Origin of the sequence: Gallaecimonas aegicerasi (assembly GCF_045291545.1) — a bacterium.
Taxonomy (GTDB): domain Bacteria; phylum Pseudomonadota; class Gammaproteobacteria; order Enterobacterales; family Gallaecimonadaceae; genus Gallaecimonas.
Window position 1 is genome coordinate 291,474 of sequence record NZ_CP149514.1, and the last position, 18,582, is coordinate 310,055.

At 54.7% G+C, this 18,582-nt stretch carries 23 protein-coding genes and 1 other RNA gene; 17 read left to right on the forward strand and 7 right to left on the reverse strand.

What is annotated here, in order from left to right:
• Window positions 1-32: 32 nt before the first annotated feature.
• From mlaF to murA, 7 genes are read left to right on the forward strand one after another with little or no spacing between them, the layout of a single operon-like run.
• Entirely contained in the window at window positions 33-842 is an 810-nt protein-coding gene (gene mlaF / locus WDB70_RS01415; RefSeq protein WP_406665876.1) for a phospholipid ABC transporter ATP-binding protein MlaF, read from the forward strand.
• Entirely contained in the window at window positions 842-1,618 is a 777-nt protein-coding gene (gene mlaE, locus WDB70_RS01420) for a lipid asymmetry maintenance ABC transporter permease subunit MlaE (RefSeq protein WP_406665878.1), read from the forward strand. Before mlaF ends, mlaE begins: the two co-directional genes overlap by 1 nt.
• Before the next feature lie 4 nt (window positions 1,619-1,622).
• Window positions 1,623-2,093, forward strand: coding sequence for an outer membrane lipid asymmetry maintenance protein MlaD (gene mlaD / locus WDB70_RS01425; RefSeq protein WP_406665880.1), 471 nt, complete (start codon window positions 1,623-1,625; stop codon window positions 2,091-2,093).
• A gap of 10 nt (window positions 2,094-2,103) precedes the next feature.
• Window positions 2,104-2,760 carry an ABC transporter substrate-binding protein gene (locus WDB70_RS01430; protein WP_406665882.1) on the forward strand — a complete coding sequence of 219 codons (657 nt, stop codon included), beginning with the start codon at window positions 2,104-2,106 and terminating at the stop codon, window positions 2,758-2,760.
• Window positions 2,757-3,032 carry an STAS domain-containing protein gene (locus WDB70_RS01435; protein WP_406665884.1) on the forward strand — a complete coding sequence of 92 codons (276 nt, stop codon included), beginning with the start codon at window positions 2,757-2,759 and terminating at the stop codon, window positions 3,030-3,032. The genes WDB70_RS01430 and WDB70_RS01435 overlap by 4 nt, the downstream gene beginning before the upstream one ends.
• Before the next feature lie 2 nt (window positions 3,033-3,034).
• The gene (locus WDB70_RS01440; protein ID WP_406665886.1) at window positions 3,035-3,295 is read left to right on the forward strand and encodes a BolA family protein; all 261 of its coding nucleotides are present in this window, start codon (window positions 3,035-3,037) and stop codon (window positions 3,293-3,295) included.
• Between the two features lie 11 nt (window positions 3,296-3,306).
• Window positions 3,307-4,566 carry a UDP-N-acetylglucosamine 1-carboxyvinyltransferase gene (murA, locus tag WDB70_RS01445; protein WP_406665888.1) on the forward strand — a complete coding sequence of 420 codons (1,260 nt, stop codon included), beginning with the start codon at window positions 3,307-3,309 and terminating at the stop codon, window positions 4,564-4,566.
• A 34-nt stretch (window positions 4,567-4,600) separates the two neighbouring features.
• Here murA and degS read toward each other — a convergent pair whose 3' ends face one another.
• The 3 genes from degS to WDB70_RS01460 form a co-directional block, all read right to left on the reverse strand.
• Entirely contained in the window at window positions 4,601-5,662 is a 1,062-nt protein-coding gene (gene degS / locus WDB70_RS01450) for an outer membrane-stress sensor serine endopeptidase DegS (RefSeq protein WP_406665890.1), read from the reverse strand.
• Between the two features lie 85 nt (window positions 5,663-5,747).
• Window positions 5,748-7,103 carry a Do family serine endopeptidase gene (locus tag WDB70_RS01455; RefSeq protein WP_406665892.1) on the reverse strand — a complete coding sequence of 452 codons (1,356 nt, stop codon included), beginning with the start codon at window positions 7,101-7,103 and terminating at the stop codon, window positions 5,748-5,750.
• A gap of 88 nt (window positions 7,104-7,191) precedes the next feature.
• Complete coding sequence (locus tag WDB70_RS01460) at window positions 7,192-7,572, reverse strand: YhcB family protein (RefSeq protein WP_406665894.1); 381 nt, start codon at window positions 7,570-7,572, stop codon at window positions 7,192-7,194.
• 100 nt (window positions 7,573-7,672) lie between these two features.
• Here WDB70_RS01460 and zapE point away from each other — a divergent pair, with 100 nt between their 5' ends.
• The 8 genes from zapE (at window position 7,673) to WDB70_RS01500 (ending at window position 13,705) form a co-directional block, all read left to right on the forward strand.
• A complete protein-coding gene (gene zapE, locus WDB70_RS01465; protein WP_406667988.1) occupies window positions 7,673-8,770 on the forward strand; it encodes a cell division protein ZapE in 1,098 nt (365 codons plus the stop codon).
• Window positions 8,771-8,961: 191 nt separating this feature from the next.
• Window positions 8,962-9,390 (forward strand): 50S ribosomal protein L13, encoded by a 429-nt coding sequence (gene rplM / locus WDB70_RS01470; protein WP_406665896.1) that lies wholly within the window; start codon window positions 8,962-8,964, stop codon window positions 9,388-9,390.
• A gap of 15 nt (window positions 9,391-9,405) precedes the next feature.
• Window positions 9,406-9,798: a 30S ribosomal protein S9 gene (gene rpsI, locus WDB70_RS01475; RefSeq protein WP_406665898.1), complete on the forward strand. Its 393-nt coding sequence runs from the start codon at window positions 9,406-9,408 to the stop codon at window positions 9,796-9,798.
• 239 nt (window positions 9,799-10,037) lie between these two features.
• Window positions 10,038-10,634: a ubiquinol-cytochrome c reductase iron-sulfur subunit gene (gene petA / locus WDB70_RS01480; RefSeq protein ID WP_406665900.1), complete on the forward strand. Its 597-nt coding sequence runs from the start codon at window positions 10,038-10,040 to the stop codon at window positions 10,632-10,634.
• Entirely contained in the window at window positions 10,631-11,845 is a 1,215-nt protein-coding gene (locus WDB70_RS01485) for a cytochrome bc complex cytochrome b subunit (protein ID WP_406665902.1), read from the forward strand. Before petA ends, WDB70_RS01485 begins: the two co-directional genes overlap by 4 nt.
• Entirely contained in the window at window positions 11,842-12,579 is a 738-nt protein-coding gene (locus WDB70_RS01490) for a cytochrome c1 (protein ID WP_406665904.1), read from the forward strand. The genes WDB70_RS01485 and WDB70_RS01490 overlap by 4 nt, the downstream gene beginning before the upstream one ends.
• Before the next feature lie 72 nt (window positions 12,580-12,651).
• On the forward strand, window positions 12,652-13,281 hold the full coding sequence (sspA, locus tag WDB70_RS01495) for a stringent starvation protein SspA (protein ID WP_406665906.1): 630 nt from the start codon (window positions 12,652-12,654) through the stop codon (window positions 13,279-13,281).
• Window positions 13,271-13,705 carry a ClpXP protease specificity-enhancing factor gene (locus WDB70_RS01500; RefSeq protein WP_406665908.1) on the forward strand — a complete coding sequence of 145 codons (435 nt, stop codon included), beginning with the start codon at window positions 13,271-13,273 and terminating at the stop codon, window positions 13,703-13,705. The genes sspA and WDB70_RS01500 overlap by 11 nt, the downstream gene beginning before the upstream one ends.
• Window positions 13,706-13,731: 26 nt before the next feature.
• Here the strand turns inward: WDB70_RS01500 and dolP are convergent, their stop codons facing one another.
• Genes dolP through WDB70_RS01520 form a run of 4 tightly spaced genes read right to left on the reverse strand, consistent with a single transcriptional unit; the run spans window position 13,732 to window position 17,053 of the window.
• Window positions 13,732-14,304, reverse strand: coding sequence for a division/outer membrane stress-associated lipid-binding lipoprotein (gene dolP / locus WDB70_RS01505; RefSeq protein ID WP_406665910.1), 573 nt, complete (start codon window positions 14,302-14,304; stop codon window positions 13,732-13,734).
• A complete protein-coding gene (locus tag WDB70_RS01510) occupies window positions 14,301-14,894 on the reverse strand; it encodes an SIS domain-containing protein (protein ID WP_406665912.1) in 594 nt (197 codons plus the stop codon). The genes dolP and WDB70_RS01510 overlap by 4 nt, the downstream gene beginning before the upstream one ends.
• A 10-nt stretch (window positions 14,895-14,904) precedes the next feature.
• On the reverse strand, window positions 14,905-15,276 hold the full coding sequence (locus WDB70_RS01515) for a YraN family protein (protein WP_406665914.1): 372 nt from the start codon (window positions 15,274-15,276) through the stop codon (window positions 14,905-14,907).
• The gene (locus tag WDB70_RS01520) at window positions 15,227-17,053 is read right to left on the reverse strand and encodes a penicillin-binding protein activator (RefSeq protein ID WP_406665916.1); all 1,827 of its coding nucleotides are present in this window, start codon (window positions 17,051-17,053) and stop codon (window positions 15,227-15,229) included. Before WDB70_RS01520 ends, WDB70_RS01515 begins: the two co-directional genes overlap by 50 nt.
• A gap of 78 nt (window positions 17,054-17,131) precedes the next feature.
• Between WDB70_RS01520 and rsmI the strand changes: the two genes are divergently transcribed.
• Complete coding sequence (gene rsmI, locus WDB70_RS01525) at window positions 17,132-17,971, forward strand: 16S rRNA (cytidine(1402)-2'-O)-methyltransferase (protein WP_406665918.1); 840 nt, start codon at window positions 17,132-17,134, stop codon at window positions 17,969-17,971.
• Between the two features lie 22 nt (window positions 17,972-17,993).
• Window positions 17,994-18,344: RNase P RNA component class A (gene rnpB, locus WDB70_RS01530), an RNA gene on the forward strand.
• Window positions 18,345-18,582 lie beyond the last annotated feature (238 nt).

The following is an 18,582-nucleotide window of genomic DNA, read 5'->3' on the forward strand; positions in this document are numbered from 1 at the left end:
ATGCCTTCCCTTACCTCACCAGGATTACCCGGATGACAGCACCCCGACCGCTGGTCGATATCACCAACATGACGTTTCGCCGTGGCGAACGGGTCATTTATGACGACATCAGCCTGCGCATTCGGAGCAATCAAATCACGGCGATCATGGGTCCCAGTGGCATTGGTAAAACCACCCTGTTGCGTTTGATTGGCGGGCAGCTGCGCCCCGACAGCGGTGACATCCGGTTTGATGGCAAAAGTATTCCGGCGATGTCTCGTGGCCAGCTTTTTGAAACCCGTAAGCGGATGAGCATGCTGTTCCAAAGCGGCGCCTTGTTCACCGACATGACGGTATTTGACAACGTTGCTTTTGCACTGCGCGAACACACCAAACTGTCGGAAGAATTGATCCGTAAAATCGTCCTGATGAAACTTGAAGCTGTGGGCCTGCGTGGTGCCCATGCCTTGATGCCTGGTGAATTATCCGGGGGGATGGCGCGGCGGGCAGCATTGGCCCGGGCCATTGCCCTGGACCCGGAAATGATCATGTTTGATGAACCCTTTGCCGGCCAAGACCCTATCTCCATGGGGGTCATCGTCAAGCTCATCCGCCAGTTAAGTGAGTCGCTGGGGTTGACCTCGGTGGTGGTATCGCATGACGTCGAGGAAGTACTCTCGATTGCTGATTACGTCTATGTGGTTGCTGATCGCAAAATCATTGGCGAGGGGACACCCGCGCAGTTACGGGAGCTGGACTCGCCGCAACTTCGACAGTTTCTTGATGGCGAACCGGACGGCCCAGTGCAGTTTCACTACAGTGCCCCGGATTATCGCCAGGATCTCAAAGGAGACGAGCACTGATGCTCAATGCCATTGCCAACCTGGGCCGCCAGGGGCTAACCATCACCGCCGGCCTTGGCAAAGCCATGCTGATGCTGTTGTCAGCACTGTACGGTATTCCCGGGCTGAAGAGCCTGCGGTTGCTCATCCGCCAGATTTACGTGGTGGGTGTGCAATCACTGTTGATCATCATGGTGTCGGGGCTTTTTATCGGCATGGTGCTGGGCCTGCAGGGCTACACCATTTTGGTCGACTTCGGCGCCGAAGCCTCACTGGGGCCAATGGTGGCGCTCAGCATTCTGCGTGAACTGGGACCCGTGGTTACGGCGCTGCTGTTCGCAGGCCGGGCGGGTTCTGCACTGACGGCAGAAATTGGCCTGATGAAAGCTACTGAACAGCTTTCCAGCCTGGAAATGATGGCAGTTGACCCGCTTAAGCGTATTATTGCGCCGCGTTTCTGGGCGGGTGTTATTGCGCTTCCTTTGCTTACCGCGATTTTCTGCGCCGTTGGTATTTGGGGTGGCAAAGTTGTCGGCGTTGACTGGCTGGGGCTGGATGTTGGTACTTACTGGTCAGTGATGCAGTCGGCGGTTGATCTGTACGACGATATTGGCAACGGCATGCTCAAAAGCGTGGTCTTTGCCTTAGTCGTTACCTGGATTGCCGTTTTCAACGGTTACAACGCGATTCCTAATTCCGAAGGTATCAGCCGCGCTACCACACAGACAGTGGTGCATTCGTCACTGGCCGTGCTGGCGCTGGACTTTCTTCTCACAGCATTGATGTTTGGAAACTAAGGTTATGCAAAACAGTCGAAAAATTGAGTTGCTGGTGGGCTTTTTCATTGTCTTGGGTATTGCTGCATTGACCGCCCTGGCACTGAATGTCGCCAATGGCGGAGTCACCAGTGACAGTCAAACCTATACCCTCTATGCCAAGTTCGACAACATCGGTGGCCTGAAAGTGCGCTCGCCGGTGAAAGTAGGGGGAGTCGTGGTTGGCCGGGTGGCCAGTATCAAGCTCGACAGCAAGGACTTCACGCCAGTGGTGGCTATGTCAATTGAGCGCCGCTACGACAAGTTTCCGGAAACCAGCTCGGCCGCCATTCTGACCCAGGGGTTACTGGGAGAGCAGTATGTCGGATTACAACCCGGGTTCATGGACAGTTCCATTTCCATTCTCAAAAATGGCGATTACATCGAAGACACCAAATCTGCTCTGGTGCTTGAAAATCTGATCGGCCAGTTCCTGTTCGGGCAGAAACACAATTAAGGAGTCCGTCATGTTCAAGCGATTTTTCCTGTTGTTGCTGGTGAGCACTGGCCTGGTTGCGTCAGTACAGGCCAAAGAGGTGTCTCGCAAAGACCCGTATGTGATGGTGGAAACGGCTGCCCAGCATGCCTTTGACCGGCTCAAAGCGCACCAACAAGAAGTTCAGAAAAACCCTAATCTGCTTAAAGATATTGTCCGTGAAGAGCTGCTGCCTTACGTGGACTACCGGTATGCCTCTTTGAAAGTGATTGGCCGTAACCTGCCTAACGTTAAACGTGATCAGGTTGAGCGCTTTATGGCTGCCTTTAAAGACTATCTGGTCACCACCTATGCGCAGGCTTTTACTCAGTATCATGACCAGAACGTACGTTTTGAGCGCGATAGCCTCGGCGACGACAATCATCAGCGTATTGTCTCTGTCAAAGCGCGGATCACTGAGCAAGGAGCCCCGGATATTGATATCACCTTCAAGGCCCGCTTGAACCGCAAGACCGGCAACTGGGGGGTTTATGACATGGTGGCAGAAGGGATCAGCCTGTTGTCTTCCAAGCAGGCGGAACTGGAAGGCCTGATCCGTCAAAAGGGCATCGATGCGGTTACCGAGATGCTCAAGGAAAAAGCCAAGGCGGACATCACCTATAAGAAGTCAGGCAATAAAACATCATGAGTCTGAGCATTGACTGGCAGGCGCCAGTATTGACGCTCAGTGGTGAGCTGGATCGGAACACCGTGCCGCTGTTGTGGCAGCAGCGGCGCAACTATGCTGATTTGGCCACCATTGATGTGGCGGCTCTGGCCCGTGTTGACACCGCCGGCTTGGCGATGTTGCTGACGTTATGTGAACAACATGACAAGGCGCAGGTCAGAGGGGCTTCTGAACGGTTACGAAAGCTGGCAGAATTGGGCAATCTCAATCGCATCATTCCGCTTGCTGAGTAATCATGACCTATCAGGACATCGAACAACAATTGCGTGACAACCTGGCACTGCAAGAAGTGCATGTCAGTGGTGAAGGCAGTCACTACAACATCATTGCCGTCGGCGACTGCTTTGCCGACCTGCGGCCGGTCAAGCGCCAGCAACTGGTGTATGGCCCGCTCAAAGACGCGATCGCTGACGGTTCACTGCACGCTGTTACCATCAAAACTTTCACTCCTGCCGAATGGGCCCGCGATAAAAAGCTGCTCATGCCTGGCCTCTGACGTAAACGCCCATGGACAAATTATTGATTTCCGGTGGGGCGCCACTGGCCGGCTCCATTGCCATTAGTGGCGCTAAAAACGCCGCATTGCCTATTTTGTTTGCCACATTGTTGGCTGATAGCCCTGTAGAGCTGAGCAACATCCCCCACCTTAATGATGTCACCACTACGGTGGCCTTGTTGGGCCGCCTGGGTGCCGGCATCACCCTGGGTGATGGCATGACGGTGGAAGTGGACCCCAGCACCGTACATGAACACGTTGCGCCCTACGATTTAGTCAGAACCATGCGCGCATCTATTTTGGCTTTAGGGCCCTTGACGGCACGCTTTGGTAAGGCACAGGTGTCACTGCCGGGCGGTTGTGCTATTGGTGCCAGACCGGTGAATCTGCATATCCACGGCCTGGAGTTGATGGGGGCTGATATCGTTGTCGAGCACGGCTACATTCAGGCTACTGTTGATGGCCGCCTGAAAGGAGCGCACATCCTCATGGATACGGTCTCGGTGACGGGTACCGAAAACCTGCTGATGGCAGCGACCCTGGCCGATGGCCGTACCGTTATTGAAAACGCCGCCCGGGAACCGGAAGTGGTGGATTTAGCTAACTTCCTGGTGGCCATGGGGGCCAAGATTAGTGGCATTGGCAGTTCGACACTGGTTATTGATGGTGTTGACCGCCTGTGCGGTGTCCAGTACCCGGTGCAACCGGATCGCATTGAAACCGGCACCTTTCTGGTAGCGGCGGCGGTAACCCGTGGCAGTGTGACTTGTACGCATACCGATCCATCCTTACTGGAAGCGGTACTGGTGAAACTGGAAGAAGCCGGCGCTGAAATTACCACCGGTGACGACTGGATCCGCCTGGACATGCATGGCCGCCGGCCCAAAGCTGTTGATGTCACCACTGCACCTTACCCGGGTTTTCCTACTGACATGCAGGCGCAGTTCACGGTACTCAATGCGGTGGCAGAAGGGTCAGCCCGGATCCGGGAAACCATTTTTGAAAACCGCTTTATGCACGTGCCGGAACTCAGTCGTATGGGTGCGAACATCAGCCTGGACGGTAACAACGCCTTGGTTAAAGGCGTGGAAGGGCTCTCGGGGGCACAAGTTATGGCCACAGACTTGCGAGCTTCAGCTAGCCTGGTTATTGCAGGGCTGATTGCCAGCGATGACACCTTGGTTGATCGCATCTACCACATTGACCGTGGTTACGAGTGCATTGAAGACAAGCTCTCCAAGCTCGGCGCGACCATACGCCGGGTAAAATAAAAAAGCCCCGAAAGGGGCTTTTTTATTGCTTGGTTCAGTAACCGGGCGGCCTTTCACCGACGGTGACAGATAATTTTTTCTTCTTACTGTTACGTTGCACGGTGACCGATACCGTTGTGCCGGGTTTGGTTTCTGCCACCATATCCATGGCCTGCAGACCGTTACGGATAGCCTTGCCGTTGATCCCGACAATCAGATCCCCTACCTGGATGCCGCCTTTTGCTGCCGGCGAGTCCGGGTCCACAGCAGTAATGAGCGGTGGAATGGTCATAATTGGTACACGTGGCTGCTGGTAGTTAACGCCCAGATAGCCACGAATCACCCGCCCGTAGGTCACCAGCTCTTTGAGGATTTTAGCGGCCAAGGTATAGGGAATAGCGAAACTGATCCCTGGGGCGTCCATGCGCTGTGAAACGTGGAACAGCGCGGTGTTGATACCGACCAGAACGCCATTGCTGTTGACCAAAGCGCCGCCGGAATTGCCCGCATTAATGGCCGCATCGGTCTGTAGAAAGTCCTGAAAGCCGGTTGAACTCATCCCTGAGCGGCCTGTGGCGGAGATAATACCCTGGGTAATGGTCTGGCCGATGTTGTAGGGGTTACCGATGGCCATCACCACATCACCGACCTGGGCTTTGTTGTTCGGGTCTTGCGGGATCACCGGCAGGTTATCCAGATCTACCTGTAATACCGCCAAGTCTGTGAGCGGATCGGTGCCTACCAGTTCGGCATTGGCGACCCGACCATCCTGCAAAGCCACCACAATCTGATCGGCATTATCAATAACGTGGTAGTTGGTAAGAATATGCCCCTTGGCCGTCATAATCACGCCGGAACCCAGGCCTTTGACGGTACCGCGGTTTTCGTAGAGGTTAGAGCTGCTGTTACTGACCGAATAAATATTAACGACAGCAGGTGCGGCGCGGCGCACTGCGGCGGAAAAGGACAAGATCGGCGGGTGGTTCGCTTCCTGGCGAAACAACCCCTGATTGGCGGTGTCATTTTTGCGCAGGTTGGGGAAGAAGGTCAGTAGTACTGCCGCCACCGCTAGGCCAAGCACAATGGCTTTTGCCAGGTCTTTGACAAGACGCGCCATTAAAAAATCCTGAGAGGAAACAGAGACCTGAGCATAACAGGTTTTGCGGGCCTGCAAAAAGGGGGCCTGATGGCCCCCGGTAACATCAGCGGATCACCAAGTAGAGACTGGAGTGGCCGCGCAAAATATTGAGCGCCAGCACACCACCGCTGTTATTGTTTTTGAGCACTTTCTCCAAGTCAGCAACGGTTTTCACGCGTTGGCGGTTAACCGCGATGATCACGTCACCTTCTTCCAAGCCGGTGAAAGCAGCAGGGGAGCGGTCAGCTACCTTCGTGACTTTGACACCGTCTTTGCTGTTTTCAAATTCAGCGCCTTGCAGGCGGGGGTGCAGTGACTGGCCGGAAGCCTCTTTTTCACCACTTTGACCTTGCAGGGTGACGTGTACTGTCTTGGCTTTACCATCACGGATCAGACCCAGCTCAATCTTGGCACCCACGCCAAGGGTGCCGACTTTGGCACGTAGTTCACCAAAGCTACTGACATCGCGACCATTAATCTGGGTGATGATATCCCCGGCCTTGATACCGGCTTTGTCTGCCGCAGAGCCGTCCATAACCTGGGAAACAAAAGCGCCTTTACCTGACTGGTAGCCCATGGCTTTGGCCAGCTCGTGGGTCAGCTCGCCGCCCATGATGCCCAGATAGCCACGGCGTACCTCGCCGTGTTCAATGATCTGTTTGACCAGGTTATTCATCATGTTGACTGGAATGGCAAAGCCAATACCGATATTACCGCCATCAGGGCCGATAATGGCGGTGTTAATGCCAATTAGCTCGCCACGCAGGTTAACCAAGGCGCCACCGGAGTTACCACGGTTGATGGCCGCATCGGTTTGAATGAAGTTTTCCAGTTTTTCAACCTGCAGATCACTGCGACCCAGTGCCGAAACAATACCGGATGTCACAGTTTGACCGAGGCCCAGTGGGTTGCCGATTGCCACAGCAAAGTCGCCGACCTGCAGGTCGTCGGAGTTGGCCAGTTTAATCTGGGTCAGGTTGGGCGCCTTGATTTGCAGCAGGGCAATGTCGGCATCGGCATCGGCGCCAACTTTCTTCGCTTTAAAGGTGCGGCCATCAGTCAAAGTGACTTCAATCTTGTCAGCTTCTGCTACCACATGGTTATTGGTGACGATATAGCCTTTTTTGGCGTCAATGATTACGCCGGAGCCGAGGCCCCGGAACGGCTGCTTGCGGGTTTGTTCCTGCGGCATGTTGGGGCCGAAGAAAAAGCGGAAAGCATCGGGAATACGTTGACGGGACACATGGGTGCCGGCAACGTTGATACTGACGACGGCAGGCGTCACCTTTTTCAGCATCGGTGCCAGGCTTGGCATTTCCTCACCGGCTACACTCTGCGGCAGAGCGGCGCTGGCGGGCAGGCTGGCAAATACAGTTGACCCAAACAGGGCCGCGGATAGTAAAAGTGACAGGGGTTTCATTAGTACTGAATCTCCTAAAAGCAACAAAGAGGTTGTTTCAGTCTCGGCTCATTCACTGACCCTGCCAGGGATTCAAAAGTTCCGAAATTTATTTATTCAACAGGCCATGTCGCTCCTGAGAGTAGTCCCGTGGCGGTTCTGCCAGCAGTTCAGTTGGCTCCTGTTCAGGTTCTTCGAGGTCGTTGGTGAGGGTAAAGGCATCGGTGTCGAGGCTGAGTAAGGTGTTGGCACCGTCGTTAACATGGCGGGCTAATTTGTCATAGTCCCGGGCCAGTTGTTTCATCATCTCGGCGCTTTGTTCGAAGTGATCGCGAATGTCTTCCTTGTACTGTTCCAGCTCCATTTTCGCCTGATCCAGTTCCTGACGTAACTGATCTTCGCCGACCGGGGAATTACCCATCAGCCGCGCGGTGATCAAACCCACGACCACACCCACTACCAGGGCGATAGCAATACTGATTACAGACATTAGAACTCCGGTGATGTTGCTGATAGCAACAATATACCTGCTCCTGCTGTGCCGTGGTACTATGCCGGCCCCGAAAACAGCCCATGAGAACCCTGATCCGATGACCCCCTGGCAGCGCTATCAGGCCGACCTGGCCCGGCCGGAATTCCAGCACGATCAAGCGCAGGAAAACGCCGTGCAGCACTTGCAACGCCTGTATGACGACTATCTGGCCAGAATGGCCGGCAACAGCAAAGGCCTGAAAGGCTGGCTAGCGAAACTGGCCAACAAGACGCCGGCACCAGTCAAAGGGGTGTACTTCTGGGGGGGTGTTGGTCGTGGCAAAACGTACCTGGTGGATACCTTTTTTGAATGCCTGCCCACCGAGCGCAAAATGCGGGCGCATTTTCACCGCTTTATGTACCGCATTCACCAGGATCTGAAAGCCCTCAAAGGTGAAAGTGATCCGCTACTGCTGATTGCTGAGCGTATTGCCAGCGAGACCGACATTATCTGTTTTGATGAATTTTTTGTCTCGGATATCACCGATGCCATGCTGTTGGGCACCCTGTTCGAAGCCCTGTTTGCGCGCGGCATTATTTTGGTGGCAACCTCGAATATTGTACCTGACGAGTTGTACCGTAACGGCCTGCAGCGCGCGCGCTTTTTGCCAGCCATTAAGCTGATTAACGCTCACTGCGAGGTGGTGAATGTTGATGCTGGCATTGACTACCGGCTACGTACTCTGGAGAAGGTACAGCTCTTCCTTAGCCCAGCTAATGAAGATAACCGTCGACATTTTGCCACTTATTTTGACCAGCTGGCCGGTGAGCGGGTATCGGAACAACCGCAGATTGAAGTTGAAGGCCGCAGCATTGCCGCTTTGCGTGAAGCTGATGGTGTGCTGATGATTGATTTTCGGTCCTTGTGTGACAGTCCTCGCAGCCAGGTCGATTACATGGAGCTGGCGCGTTGCTACCATTCAGTGATGGTCAGTGATGTGCACCAGATGCAGGCTGACCATGAAGACATAGCCCGACGTTTTATAGCCATGGTTGATGAATTTTACGAACGGGGCGTCAAACTGATTATGTTATGCGATGTGGCGATCGCCGAGCTGTATGCCGGCGAACGTCTGGTATTTGAGTTCAAGCGTTGTTTGTCTCGGCTCGAAGAAATGCAATCGCATGAATATCTGGCCCGTGAACACAAAAGCTGAGATGTAAAATTAGGCGTGATCTTGGCCACCAAGGTGCGTATAATCCGCGCAGCCCCACGTTACAACTGCCCTGTGTGGGCAGCGCATCTAGCACCAGCCGGTATTCGAAGGGATACAGCGGCCGGTTTTGCACATTGTGTGGGTAGTAAACCTGCACAGGTATGTAACAACACGAATTTGGGTTTAAGTGAATGAAAACGTTCGTAGCTAAGCCGGAAACTGTAAAACGTGACTGGTACGTGGTTGACGCTGAAGGTAAAACTTTGGGCCGTATCGCCACTGAAATCGCAACGCGTCTGCGTGGCAAACATAAAGCAGAGTACACGCCGCACGTTGATACCGGTGATTACATCGTTGTTATTAACGCTGAAAAAGTGGTTGTGACAGGTGCCAAGTCCAAAGACAAGATGTACCACGCCCACTCCGGTTATCCGGGTGGTCTGAAGTCCATCAGCTTTGAAAAGTTGCAGGCCAAAAAGCCGGAGATGATCATCGAAGCTGCTGTTAAAGGCATGCTGCCCCGTGGTCCTCTGGGTCGCGCCATGTTCCGTAAGCTGAAGGTCTATGCCGGTGCCGAGCACAAGCATGCCGCCCAACAGCCTCAGGTTCTTGACATCTAATACGGAATTAACGCAATGGCAGACAATCAATACTACGGCACTGGCCGTCGCAAAAGCTCCACCGCCCGCGTTTTTATCAAGCAGGGTAGTGGCAACATCACTATTAACAAGCGCACTCTCGAAGAGTACTTCGGTCGTGAAACTGCTCGCATGGTTGTTCGTCAGCCGCTGGAGCTGGCTGAAATGACTGACAAGCTGGACCTGAACATCACCGTTGTTGGCGGTGGTATCTCTGGTCAGGCTGGCGCTATCCGTCACGGCATTACCCGTGCCCTGATGGAGTACGACGAGTCTCTGCGCCCTGAACTGCGCAAAGCTGGCTTCGTTACCCGTGACGCTCGTAAAGTTGAGCGTAAGAAAGTGGGTCTGCGTAAAGCCCGTCGTCGTCCGCAGTTCTCTAAGCGTTAATCAACGCTTTCTTGGACGCAAAAAGCCCGGCTTGCCGGGCTTTTTTATTGCTTATCTTGATGGTCATCAAGGTCTTTGCCTTGTCTTCTCCATACCCTTTCATTATCATTCGTTGCAATTTTTTAACGTTTATTCAGCAGTCTTTAACAAGAGTCTAAAGAGGCCCTGGAAGAAGGCATTCGTGTGAGCGGAGGTTATGCTGTGGCATGGCAGCCGGCTCTGCAACTGGAGAAAAATGGATGAGCAATGCACCTGTGGATTCCGGGCGTCGCCGGTTTCTCACTTGGACTACTGCGGTAGTCGGGGCAGTGGGGGCGGGCTTTGCCGCTGTGCCCTTTATTTCCTCGTGGAACCCCAGTGCCAAAGCCAAAATCGCCGGCGCGCCGGTCAAGGTGGATATCAGTAAGCTCGAGTCCGGGCAGCTGATTCTGGTGAAGTGGCGTGGTAAGCCGGTGTGGGTCGTTAACCGTACAGCGGACGTGTTAACCAAGTTGGGCAACCATAATGATGAGTTGCGCGACCCGCAATCAGTTGAGCCGCAACAGCCGCCGTATGCGCAAAATGCTACCCGCTCCATCAAGCCGGAGATTTTGGTCGCGGTCGGGATCTGTACCCACCTGGGTTGTTCACCGACTTACCGTAAAGGCGACTTTGCAGAGCTGGTACAAGGGCTCGACTTTGGCTTCTTCTGCCCTTGCCATGGCTCCACTTACGATATGGCGGGGCGGGTGTTTAAAGGCGTACCGGCACCACTGAATCTGGTTGTGCCTCCCCACTATTATGTGAACGACAACACCATTTTGGTCGGGCTCAGTGAAGAGGAGGCCAAGGCATGAATAAGCTGATTGCCTGGATCGACGAACGGATCCCGATGACGGCGACCTGGAACAAACACGTAGGTCAGTACCCGGCGCCGAAAAACTTTAACTTCTGGTACTTTTTCGGCTCGCTGGCATTGCTGGTACTGGTTAACCAGATCCTCACCGGTATCTGGCTGACCATGAACTATGTGCCTACCGCTGAAGGCGCTTTTGCCTCGGTAGAGTACATCATGCGTGATGTGGACTACGGTTGGTTGCTGCGCTACATGCACTCCACCGGTGCATCGGCGTTCTTCATTGTGGTTTACCTGCACATGTTCCGCGGCCTGATGTACGGCTCCTATCAGAAGCCTCGTGAGCTGCTGTGGATTTTCGGCATGCTGATCTTCCTGGTACTGATGGCTGAAGCTTTCATGGGCTACCTGCTGCCTTGGGGGCAAATGTCTTACTGGGGTGCGCAGGTGATTATCTCGCTATTTGGCGCTATTCCGGTTATCGGTGATGACCTGACATTATGGATCCGCGGTGACTACGTGGTCAGTGGCGCCACCCTCAACCGTTTCTTTGCCCTGCATGTCATAGCCCTGCCACTGGTGCTGGTGGTGCTGGTATTCCTGCACATCATCGCTTTGCATGAGGTGGGTTCGAATAACCCGGATGGTATCGACATCAAGAAAAACAAGGATGAAAACGGCTGGCCGAAAGACGCCATTCCCTTCCACCCTTATTACAGCGTCAAGGATATTGTTGGCGTTGCCGGCTTCCTGCTGGTGTTCTGTTACATCCTGTTCTTTATGCCCGAGGGCGGCGGTTTCTTCCTGGAGCCACCAAACTTTACTCCGGCTGATCCTTTGAAAACCCCGCAACACATTGCGCCGGTTTGGTATTTCACACCGTTTTACGCCATTTTGCGGGCGATACCTGACAAGCTGGTCGGTGTTATTGCCATGTTTGCGGCTATCGTCTTTTTGTTCCTGTTGCCCTGGTTTGACCGCTGCAAGGTGCGCTCGGTGCGCTACCGCAGCCGGCTACATAAGCTGAACCTGACCCAGTTTGCCATCTCGTTCATTATTCTTGGTTACCTGGGAGCCCAGCCGGCCACGCCGCTGCTGACTAAAATTGCACAGGTTTGTTCACTGACTTACTTCGGTTATTTCCTGTTGCTGTGGTTGTACAGCAAAAATGAAAAAACCAAGCCGGTTCCGCAAAGGGTGACATTCAAATGAAACGTCTGCTGATGGTATTGCTGGCCCTGTTGCCGGGGCTGGCCATGGCCGCAGGTGGCCATGAGGTCCACTTGGACAAGGCAAATTACGACCTGACGGATAAAGCGTCACTGCAACGCGGCGCCAAAATGTTCATGAACTACTGTTCCGGCTGTCACCAGATGCAATTCCAGCGTTACTTGCGTACTGCTGACGATCTGGGTATTCCTCACAGCCTGATGGAACAGAACCTGATTTTCACCGGCGCCAAGATCGGTGATCACATGAAAAATGCTATGCCGGCCGAGCAGGCCGCCAAGTGGTTTGGTACCCAGCCGCCAGATCTGACACTGGTTGCCAGAGTACGAGGGGCCGATTGGCTGTACACCTACCTGCGGTCTTTTTATGCCGACCCTTCCCGTCCTTGGGGCGTCAATAATGTATTGTTCAAAGATGTCGGGATGCCGCATGTTTTGCAGGAATTGCAGGGTATTCCCCACAAAGTCTATGAAAAGCGCTTGATCAACGGCGAGGAAAAGGAAGTCTACGCCGGCATCAAATCGGATGGTTCTGGTGAGCTAAGCCCGGAAGAGTACGACAAGGCGGTGCTGGATCTGGTCAACTTCCTGGTGTATACCGGAGAGCCGACGCGTCTGCAAGCAGAGAGCATTGGTTGGAAGGTTATGGTATTCTTGGCCATCTTTTTCGTGCTGGCATATCTGCTGAAGAAAGAATACTGGCGCGACGTCCACTGAGGACGATGGACCCCGCAGCAATGGGGGCTTAGGCCTCCATTGCTGTTTTTGCGTTTAATTCTGGAGGCTTAAATGGCGTTGGCAGCCAACAAACGCTCGGTAATGACCCTTTTTGGTAGTGGTTCAGACATGTACAGCCATCAGGTACGCATTGTGCTGGCAGAAAAGGGCGTTACCTTTGATGTGGTTGATGTGGATTTGAGTAATCCGCCGGAAGATCTGGTTGAACTGAATCCTTATGCGACCATTCCCACTTTGGTGGACAGGGAAGTGACGCTGTACCGGGCAGATATCATCAATGAATATCTGGATGAGCGTTTTCCGCACCCGCCGTTGATGCCGGTCTACCCGGTTATGCGCGGCAATGCCCGCCAGACCATGTATCGCATTCAAAAGGACTGGTATAGCCTGGCTGAGCGCATTGAACAGGGTAAAGAGGCCAGCAAGTGCCGTCAGGAACTCAAAGAAGGCCTGCTCTCTCTGGCGCCGCTTTTTGCCGACACGCCGTACTTTATGAGCGAGGAATTCGGCCTTATTGACTGCGTACTGGCTCCGCTGCTGTGGCGCCTCAACCATCTGGGTGTGGAACTCAGTGGCCGAGGTGCCAAGGAAATCCGTACCTATATGGCGCGGGTGTTTGAGCGCGACTCGTTCCAAGGCTCGCTGTCAGATGCCGAACGGGAAATGGCCCATGGCGTCTGATGAACGCCCCCTCAGCCCCAGTCGCCCGCACTTGTTGCGGGCGTTCTACGAATGGCTGCTGGAAAATGAGCTGACCCCGCATTTGGTCGCCGATACCGGCATTGCCGGGGTGGATGTGCCGATGGAATTTGCCCGCGATGGGCAGATAGTGCTGAACATTGCTCCCGGGGCAGTTGGTGGCTTGCAGCTGGGCAACCATGATGTCACCTTCAATGCCCGCTTTGGTGGTGTTCCTCGCCGCGTTTATCTGCCGATGACCGCCATTGTGGCTATTTACGCCAGGGAAAACGGTGCCGGTACAACCTTTGAAGATGAACCCTATTATGCTGCGTTACGTGAAGGGTTGATTGAAGAAGACGGTGGGCCAGATGATGAGCCACCACCACCGGCGAAAAAAGCCCCTTTTCTGAAAGTGATCAAATAAAAAAACCGGCCATCAGGCCGGTTTTTTTATGACTGGCGGTATTCAAACACTTTCACCACACGGGTAACGCCAGAGACATTACTGGCCACTTGGGCGGCCTCGGCACCCTCGTGTTGATTTACCAGCCCCATCAGGTAAACCTCGCCATTTTCGGTTACCACTTTGATGGCTGAGGCATCGACTTTGCTGGCCATTAACTTGGCTTTGACAACACTGGTTAACCAGCTGTCATGGGCGCGGGTACCGAGAGAAGTGGGAGTCATCAGGCGGATCTGATTATGGATCTTGCGAACACCAGGTACGGCTTTAACTTTATCGACGATAGCGCTTCTGAATTGCTCCCCGGGGGCCTGTCCTACCAGCAATACCTGACCGTTCACTGAAACGGCACTGACATGGGTATTTTTCCGCAGATTTTCATCGCTGTTGATCAAACCGTTGATTTTCAACTCAATGCTTTCATCATCAATGTAGGCGCCAACGGTGCGCCGGTCATTGGCGACCACGGCGGTGCCGGCTGCGCCTGCAACTAACGCGGCAGCGCAGCCCTGTAACAACAAAACAGATGACATCGCACTGATTAATATGATTTTTTTCATGTCGTACTTTCCTGACTGAACAAGCTGGCATCAATGGCATCACACAATGCATGTAAGACCATCAGGTGCACTTCCTGCGTACGGGCGCAGCGGTAACCAGGTACCCGGATTTCGGCATCTCCAGGCCCTAACAGACCGGCCATTTCGCCGCCGTCCATACCGGTCAGTGCCAGTATTGTCATGTCCCGTGACAAGGCCGCTTCCATTGCTTTGACCACATTACGGGAGTTACCTGACGTAGAGATGACCATCAGTACATCCCCTGCCTGACCCAGAGCGCGTACCTGCTTGCTGAAGATATCGGTAAAGTTATCGTCGTTGGCGATGGCGCTGACCAGGCCGCTGTCCCCTCCCAGCGCTACCGCGGGCAAGCTGGGGCGCTCGGTTTCAAAACGGTGTATCAGCAGGTGGGCAAAGTGCTGCGCCTGTAAAGCGCTGCCGCCGTTGCCACAAGCCAGGATCTTATTGCCGGCGAGCAGGCAGTTCACTAGCATCATGCCGGCCAGGGCGATAGCATCCGGTAATGCTTCACTGGCAACGATATTGGTTTGAATACTTTCCGTAAACGTGTCTTTGATACGGTCGAGCATGACCACTCCGTTAATGGCAGAAAGCGTCCTTCAGCCACACTGGCTCGCCTTCCCCCTGAAAAAAAATCACATCAAAGCGGCAGCTGCAGTCCCACTCATTAACGCCCTGATCGTGCAAATAACGGCGGGCGCTGTGCCAAAGCCGTTGCTGCTGGGCGGCACTGATGGCGTGGGCTGCGCCACCAAAATCCTGGCGGCTACGGTATTTGACTTCAATAAAAACCCATTGTTCGCCATCGCGCATGACCAGATCGATCTCACCACCGCGAAAGCGAACGTTGCGGGCAACGGCTGTCAGCCCCTGTTTTCGCAGCCAGCGTTCGGCTTGCTGCTCAAAGTGCTGGCCCTTGGCTGTCTTGCTCGGGAACAGGCGGAATGACATGGTCTTGTACCTCAAGGCGGTCGCGGTGAATGGTGACCCACTGCAAGCGTCGATGGACAACGCCATTGTCATCAATACTGATCCGGCCAGTAATGCCTTGCACCGGTGCGGCGCCAGTTACCCGCAATGTCGCCATGCGGGGTAACAACCGGGCGGCATCATAGCCCAGAGCGAAAAAGCGCTCCAGTGTGGCCGGCCAGTGTGGCCGTACCTGCGCTAGCAGTTGCCGCATGGCCAGTGCTGGCCCCTGCTGACTGACAAAAAAGGGCATTTCAGAAAAATGCAGGCCATTGAAGTCACGCAGACCTGTCGGGTTGTGCAGATCCGGGTGACCACGGCTGGTGGTATAAGCTGCGATGGGGTCGGCAAAAGGGCTGATAGTGACGTCAATAAAGGCTTTCATCAGGCTGACGGCCTGGCGGTCACCTAGCAGGTAGATGAAGTCGACATCACGCCGGCTGCGTGCTTCGGCTACCACAGGTTCGCCCAGGATGTTCTGTAGCTGGCTGATGCGGGCTTTGGAGTCTTCCACCCGCAGCATATCGCGAATGCCCGCCTCTAACTGTTTGCGGCTGGCAAACAAGCGCATCGGCACCGGCTCGTTATGGCCATACTGGCGCCAGCGATCAATAAAAGCCTGGGCTTGGCGTTGCGACACGCTGTCATCAAGACCAAGGATCATCGGCTGCTGTGCTTCTTTATTCTGCGCCTCCTCGGCGGCCTGAATGGCTTCATCTTCTGGCGCCAGGGCAAAGAAATAATCATCACCGAAGCCTGGCCGGTAAGCACGATTGAGCGCTAACCAAGGGACCTTGACCGCGTCACTTTGCTGCAGCGCCTGTACATTTGGTTTCAGTAGTGGCCCCACCAGCATGTCAGCACCTTCTGCCTGCGCCTGCTGCCAGGCGTCTACTACAGCGTCACTGGCACTGTCTTTGACAATCAGCTGTGCTTGCTGGCCACTGTCCAACCAGGCGGCAATAAGGCCGTCCCGTAAGGCTTTACCCTGAGCCGCATAAGGGCCTGTGAGTGGCACCAGTAAGGCAACCTTACTGGGTTGATAGTCTTTTACCTCAGTGAGCTTGGTAACTGTCCGCGGCAAGAAACGGGCTGGCAATGAATCTGCGTACTGCTGTTGCCACTGACTCAGCGCTTCCTTCAGGCTGGGTCCGCGCTTGCTTTGCGCTAAGTCGCGCAAACTGAGCCAGCTTTGCCACTGTGCGGCTGGCAGGGTGCTGGTATCAACCTGATTGAGCAGCGCCCAAATACGGTCGGCGGCGCGTGCCTGTTGCACCTGATCATTGGTTGTTGCGGCCAGCTTGGCCAGCAGCATTAATTGCTGCCGACTGTCACCCATACGCTCTGCCAGGTGCAGTTGCAGCCGTAACTTCTGACTCAAGAAGGGGGGCGGTACGTGATGTGCCAGCAGGCTGTCAGCCTTGTCGTATTGTTGCTGATGCAGCGCCAGTTCTGCGGCTAACAGCCGATAGCTGGCCAGGCCGGCGGTGTTGGTCAGTTGCCCTTCCATACCGGTCAGTAAGGCTTGCAGTTGCTGCCATTGGCCACTTTGGGCATAGGCTCGCCCGGCCAGTAATTGCCAGTTCAGTTGTGGCTGGCCTGTTGTTTGGCTGGCTTTATTCAGGTACTCGCTGGCTTTGAGGTAAACCGGCCCCGACAATCTTGCTGGCCAATCATCCTTCTTTACCGGGCTGGCGCAACTGGCCAGGAGCAGCGCCGCACACAGCAGCACCGTACTCCGTGATAGAATCCGGGTCATTTACCGTCACGTCCTCGCTAAAACTGTGCCTAGTGTATGCGAGGGGCCAAACCGACACAAACAGAGGGCCCACTCGAAATGTCTGATGCGTCCGGCACCTTGTTCATCGTACCGACACCCATTGGTAATCTGGGGGATATCAGCCAACGTGCCCTGAACGTCTTGGCTGATGTGGCTGTGATCTGCGCCGAAGATACCCGCCATACCGCACAGTTACTGCATCACTTCGGCATACGTACAGCATTGCAGTCGCTGCATGATCACAACGAAAAGCAAAAAGCAGGGTTCATTATTGGCAAGATACTGGCCGGTGACGATGTGGCGCTGGTGTCTGATGCCGGCACGCCGTTGATTTCTGATCCGGGCTATACCCTGGTCAGCCAGTGCCGGGAAAAGGGCATTAAGGTGGTGCCGTTGCCTGGCCCCTGTGCAGCCATTACCGCCTTATCTGCTTCCGGTCTGGCAACGGACCGTTTCGCCTTTGAGGGTTTTTTACCTGCCAAGCAAAGTGCCCGGTTAGCTGCCCTGGAAACCCTGGCTGACGAACCACGAACCCTAGTGTTTTATGAGTCGCCGCGGCGGCTGCTCGATACCCTTGCGGATATGCAGCAGGCCTTTGGTGGCGAGCGTCAACTGGTTGTAGCGAAAGAACTGACCAAAACCTTTGAAACCATCTACGGTGCCAGTATTGATGAAATGCGCCAATGGCTGGCGGAAGATAGTGATCGCCAGAAAGGGGAAATGGTGTTGATGGTGGCGCCGGCGCCCAAAAGTGACGCCTTGCCCAAGGCCGCAGTCACACTGTTTTTGGCGCTGGCTGAACAATTGCCTCGTAAACAGGCGGCAACCCTGGTAGCAGATGCCTTTGGCCTGAAGAAAAACGCCCTCTACAAACTGGGGCTGGAGAGCGACAGCTGAGGCGCGTATACTGCGCGTCCGCAGAGTCGGCCGGACGGTCGCTGCCCACCTCGGTGGGGGGAGGAAAGTCCGGGCTCCGCAGGGCAGGGTGCCAGGTAACGCCTGGGCGGCGCGAGCCGACGACCAGTGCAACAGAGAGTAAACCGCCGATGGCCTTCGGGCACAGGTAAGGGTGAAAGGGTGCGGTAAGAGCGCACCGCGCGGCTGGCAACAGTTCGTGGCACGGTAAACTCCACCCGGAGCAAGACCAAATAGGCCTCCTATACGCGCGGCCCGCGCGGGAGGCGGGTAGGTTGCTCGAGCCAGTGAGCAATTGCTGGCCTAGACGAATGATCGTTCAAGACAGAACCCGGCTTACAGGCCGGCTCTGCGGACTTATTAACGATACCCCATATGGGGGTGTTTTCTCAGCCAGCCCGTGCTTAAACGCAAGCTGCTCGCTCAATATTCCCCACCGCTCCCCACCCAGCCTTTCCCAACCCTCCGGGAAACTGGTTTTATTACTTGTTTTTCAGCGTCTTGCGATTGCCCTGCAAAGCCCGTCACAACAGGCTTTTTGCTCCCTTGACAAGGTTGTTCACCGGCCCCTAGACTTGGCAGTGTGGGGAATT

Excerpts from the sequence above, each read along its gene's own strand:
- rsmI (WP_406665918.1), top strand. The coding sequence starts at position 17,132 with ATGTCTGATGCGTCCGGCACCTTGTTCATCGTACCGACACCCATTGGT.
- degS (WP_406665890.1), bottom strand. The coding sequence starts at position 5,662 with ATGGCGCGTCTTGTCAAAGACCTGGCAAAAGCCATTGTGCTTGGCCTA.
- WDB70_RS01490 (WP_406665904.1), top strand. The coding sequence starts at position 11,842 with ATGAAACGTCTGCTGATGGTATTGCTGGCCCTGTTGCCGGGGCTGGCC.
- WDB70_RS01520 (WP_406665916.1), bottom strand. The coding sequence starts at position 17,053 with ATGACCCGGATTCTATCACGGAGTACGGTGCTGCTGTGTGCGGCGCTG.
- petA (WP_406665900.1), top strand. The coding sequence starts at position 10,038 with ATGAGCAATGCACCTGTGGATTCCGGGCGTCGCCGGTTTCTCACTTGG.
- zapE (WP_406667988.1), top strand. The coding sequence starts at position 7,673 with ATGACCCCCTGGCAGCGCTATCAGGCCGACCTGGCCCGGCCGGAATTC.
- rpsI (WP_406665898.1), top strand. The coding sequence starts at position 9,406 with ATGGCAGACAATCAATACTACGGCACTGGCCGTCGCAAAAGCTCCACC.
- sspA (WP_406665906.1), top strand. The coding sequence starts at position 12,652 with ATGGCGTTGGCAGCCAACAAACGCTCGGTAATGACCCTTTTTGGTAGT.
- WDB70_RS01510 (WP_406665912.1), bottom strand. The coding sequence starts at position 14,894 with ATGCTCGACCGTATCAAAGACACGTTTACGGAAAGTATTCAAACCAAT.
- WDB70_RS01485 (WP_406665902.1), top strand. The coding sequence starts at position 10,631 with ATGAATAAGCTGATTGCCTGGATCGACGAACGGATCCCGATGACGGCG.
- murA (WP_406665888.1), top strand. The coding sequence starts at position 3,307 with ATGGACAAATTATTGATTTCCGGTGGGGCGCCACTGGCCGGCTCCATT.
- WDB70_RS01500 (WP_406665908.1), top strand. The coding sequence starts at position 13,271 with ATGGCGTCTGATGAACGCCCCCTCAGCCCCAGTCGCCCGCACTTGTTG.
- dolP (WP_406665910.1), bottom strand. The coding sequence starts at position 14,304 with ATGAAAAAAATCATATTAATCAGTGCGATGTCATCTGTTTTGTTGTTA.
- mlaD (WP_406665880.1), top strand. The coding sequence starts at position 1,623 with ATGCAAAACAGTCGAAAAATTGAGTTGCTGGTGGGCTTTTTCATTGTC.
- WDB70_RS01440 (WP_406665886.1), top strand. The coding sequence starts at position 3,035 with ATGACCTATCAGGACATCGAACAACAATTGCGTGACAACCTGGCACTG.
- WDB70_RS01435 (WP_406665884.1), top strand. The coding sequence starts at position 2,757 with ATGAGTCTGAGCATTGACTGGCAGGCGCCAGTATTGACGCTCAGTGGT.
- rplM (WP_406665896.1), top strand. The coding sequence starts at position 8,962 with ATGAAAACGTTCGTAGCTAAGCCGGAAACTGTAAAACGTGACTGGTAC.
- WDB70_RS01460 (WP_406665894.1), bottom strand. The coding sequence starts at position 7,572 with ATGTCTGTAATCAGTATTGCTATCGCCCTGGTAGTGGGTGTGGTCGTG.
- WDB70_RS01430 (WP_406665882.1), top strand. The coding sequence starts at position 2,104 with ATGTTCAAGCGATTTTTCCTGTTGTTGCTGGTGAGCACTGGCCTGGTT.
- WDB70_RS01515 (WP_406665914.1), bottom strand. The coding sequence starts at position 15,276 with ATGTCATTCCGCCTGTTCCCGAGCAAGACAGCCAAGGGCCAGCACTTT.
- mlaE (WP_406665878.1), top strand. The coding sequence starts at position 842 with ATGCTCAATGCCATTGCCAACCTGGGCCGCCAGGGGCTAACCATCACC.
- mlaF (WP_406665876.1), top strand. The coding sequence starts at position 33 with ATGACAGCACCCCGACCGCTGGTCGATATCACCAACATGACGTTTCGC.
- WDB70_RS01455 (WP_406665892.1), bottom strand. The coding sequence starts at position 7,103 with ATGAAACCCCTGTCACTTTTACTATCCGCGGCCCTGTTTGGGTCAACT.